Annotated in this window: 2 protein-coding genes; both read right to left on the bottom strand. The window is 33.2% G+C overall.

Annotated features, from left to right (window positions below):
- The coding region (locus VLC96_RS13740) for a PLP-dependent cysteine synthase family protein (protein ID WP_325263778.1) at positions 1-1,019 on the bottom strand (1,019 nt) is incomplete at its 3' end.
- A 116-nt stretch (positions 1,020-1,135) separates the two neighbouring features.
- Positions 1,136-3,106 carry a putative porin gene (locus VLC96_RS13735; RefSeq protein ID WP_325263776.1) on the bottom strand — a complete coding sequence of 657 codons (1,971 nt, stop codon included), beginning with the start codon at positions 3,104-3,106 and terminating at the stop codon, positions 1,136-1,138.
- Positions 3,107-3,189 lie beyond the last annotated feature (83 nt).

Genomic DNA, 3,189 nt, shown 5'->3' with positions numbered 1-3,189 from the left:
AAATGATCTTTTATGACATCTTCCGCTTTGGTAACATTCTCATCTAAAAAACCTCTCTCCCGCATCCAATCATCGTTGAACATTTTACCCACATAACGGCTTCCTGAATCATGAAACATCACAACCACAATATCATCTGGTTTAAAATGCTCTTTGAGTTGATGCAACCCTTTTACAACAGCTCCAGCTGAATTCCCAACAAATATTCCTTCTTCAAGAGCGATTTTTCGGGTATAAACGGCGGCGTCTTTATCGGTTACTTTGGTAAAACCATCAATTATTGAGAAGTTAACATTCTTAGGTAAAATATCTTCTCCAATTCCCTCTGTGATATAGGTATAAATTTCGTTCTCATCAAAAATACCAGTTTCATGGTATTTCTTAAAAACGGAACCGTAGGTGTCAATTCCCCAAATTTTGATGTTAGGATTCTTTTCTTTTAGGAATTTTCCAACACCCGAAATCGTTCCGCCTGTTCCTACTCCAACAACAAAATGAGTTAATTTCCCGCCAGTTTGTTTCCAAATTTCGGGACCTGTTTGTTCATAATGTGCTAATGTATTCGATAAATTATCATATTGGTTTACATACCAGGAATTGGGAGTTTCTTGAGCTAATCTTTTAGAAACCGAATAATACGAACGCGGATCTGTAGGCTCTACATCAGTTGGGCAAACCACTACTTTGGCACCTACGGCTCTTAGGATATCAATTTTTTCTTTGGATTGTTTATCTGATATGACGCAGATTAATTTATAACCTTTGATGATAGCTACCAATGCAAGTCCCATTCCTGTATTTCCAGAAGTCCCTTCGATTATGGTTCCGCCAGGTCGTAAACGTCCATCAGATTCGGCATCTTCGATCATTTTTACAGCCATGCGGTCTTTAACTGAATTTCCAGGATTGAAGGTTTCTACTTTAGCTAAAACCAAAGCATCAATTCCAGCAACTATTTTATTGAGTTTTACTAATGGAGTATTGCCAATAGTTCCTAGTATGTTTTCGAAGTATTCCATTTTTAACGTTATTTTGAGGGATTATAACTTTAAATCACAGTAATTCAGCATGATTATGCTAAAGTAAATTTAATGATTATAATCAAAATAACTATTAAAATGCGTTTTCTTCTATGTTAATTAAAGAAATTCCACACTATTCCAAAACGAATTAGGAAATCACGATAAGGGTAGTCAGGAGCAGAAAAATAATTGTTTTTTGAGAACAAAGAATTGACATGTTCTGCTTTTAAATAAATACGAGTCCTTTGAATTTCGGCATTGAAAAAATAATCTACCAATGGAAAATTTCCAATTTTGACACGATCCTGAACGAAAAAATCACCAATCAGCGGATTGTAATTATTGGCATAATAACTGGTGAAATAATTAAACACAATTCCGGTTTGGAAAAATAATTTCTTTTTGAATAAAGCATTAGAATAGTACAAAGAGTTTCTGGTTACGAATTCTGGAACATTCAAAACTGCATCCGATTGATCCACTTTTTGAAATAACAAAGTATTATCCAAAGCCCATTTGCCTACAACAAATTCTCTTGCAGCCTTTAGCGAAACATAATTTATCGCTTTACCATATTGAGCTGGAGCCACAATTTGCATACTTGCTGCTCTTTCTAGATCAGTTGTTATATCAGCAAAATACAAATGATCTTTTATAGTGTTTAATTGCAAAGATAAATTAATCCATTTGGTATCGGCATTTGCACTAATGGAATTGATTTTTTCACTCACAAAATCATTAGACCAATTGTATTTTCTGTAGCTGCTTTGGAACAAATCATAACTATTATTAGGCAATTTATTCATGCTCTGATAACGAAATGACAACTGAATATCGTCATTCCAATCATACAATGCCGATGCGTCTAAGTTGGACAAATTTTGATTGGTAATTGATTTTGAATATAAAAATTTACCATTCCATTTATCCTTGCGATAGTTATATTGTCCGCCGATAGTATTTATAGCTTGATCCAACAGATTAGGAACAGTTAACTCTCCGTCCAAATACAAAATATTATTATAGAAATAATTAGAATGTAAATCATCAATAAAAAAAGTGAAGGTTCCCAGCGTCATGTTTTCATAAACCGCTCCCAATTTATTGTACATTTTATTATAGTCCGTTGTATCATCGATACCACTAGTTACAAATGATTCGCCAAAACGGTGCACCAATTGCCCATCAACGGACGAACCAATTGTTTGTTGTCTATAACCATAATAAAACTCTTCGTAATTAAATTGTTCGGTAATGTATAAGTTATTTTCGCCTTTGGTTGGATTGATTCTAAAAGCCTGATCAAGAAAAAAACGCCCCCCTTTTAATGTAGATTTAGCATCTTCAAAATACACTCCCAGTCGTTCTCTATTATCAAACGAAGGATCCCCACTTGTAAAATCGCTAACATTACTAATTCCACCGTTTTCCTCATTTTCAATTTTCTGAGAAGTATAATGCAAATTTCCAACATAGCGTCCGTCTTTGGTATTGTAGCTAGTTGTAAATCTAAAATTTCCAGCTTTGGCTTGTTGATTGATGTATCTTCCTTCAGATCGCAAAGCCCTAAAAGCAATAGAAAAATTCAGTCTCGGAGAAGTATTTATTGTGAAATAAGAATCCGCATTTTGTCCCCTTTGAATAGTAGTTTTAAAATACAATTCGGTCATTGGCGTCGCTACATTGGCATATTTAATTTCGTTGGCTTTTATATAATTGAATTGTTTTGCCGTAAAACCAAATTCAGGATAAGGCGAAAAACCGCCTAAACCATATTGCAACGTATTATAAGTTTGACCAATATTAGTAAACTCCATCAGTCCAAAAGTATCTTTTCGCAATAAATTATGACTATATTCTTTTCTAATAGATTGTGTAGTATCAACATAAGTTGTATCTCTATCTAACGATATAAATTGATACATATCATAAGTTGCCTCTGGAGCTTTTTTCTTCTTTATAGAATCCGAAGAGTTATATTTACTATTATAATCAATTTCTTTAGCACTATTAACCTGTTTTTTTTTCTGCGAAAACAGCAGTATCGGAAAAGCTAAAAAAATTAAAGAAAAGAAAATCCTCATTTGAAATGGTTATATATAGATAATTACTTTGGCGATTTTGGTGTCACAAAGGTAAATTATAAAAACGTATAAATAAAAAAACA

Source organism: Flavobacterium sp. (genome assembly GCF_035456085.1).
Classification (GTDB): domain Bacteria; phylum Bacteroidota; class Bacteroidia; order Flavobacteriales; family Flavobacteriaceae; genus Flavobacterium.
Note: the sequence above shows the minus strand (reverse complement) of the source record. Positions and strands in the feature narration are given on the sequence as shown.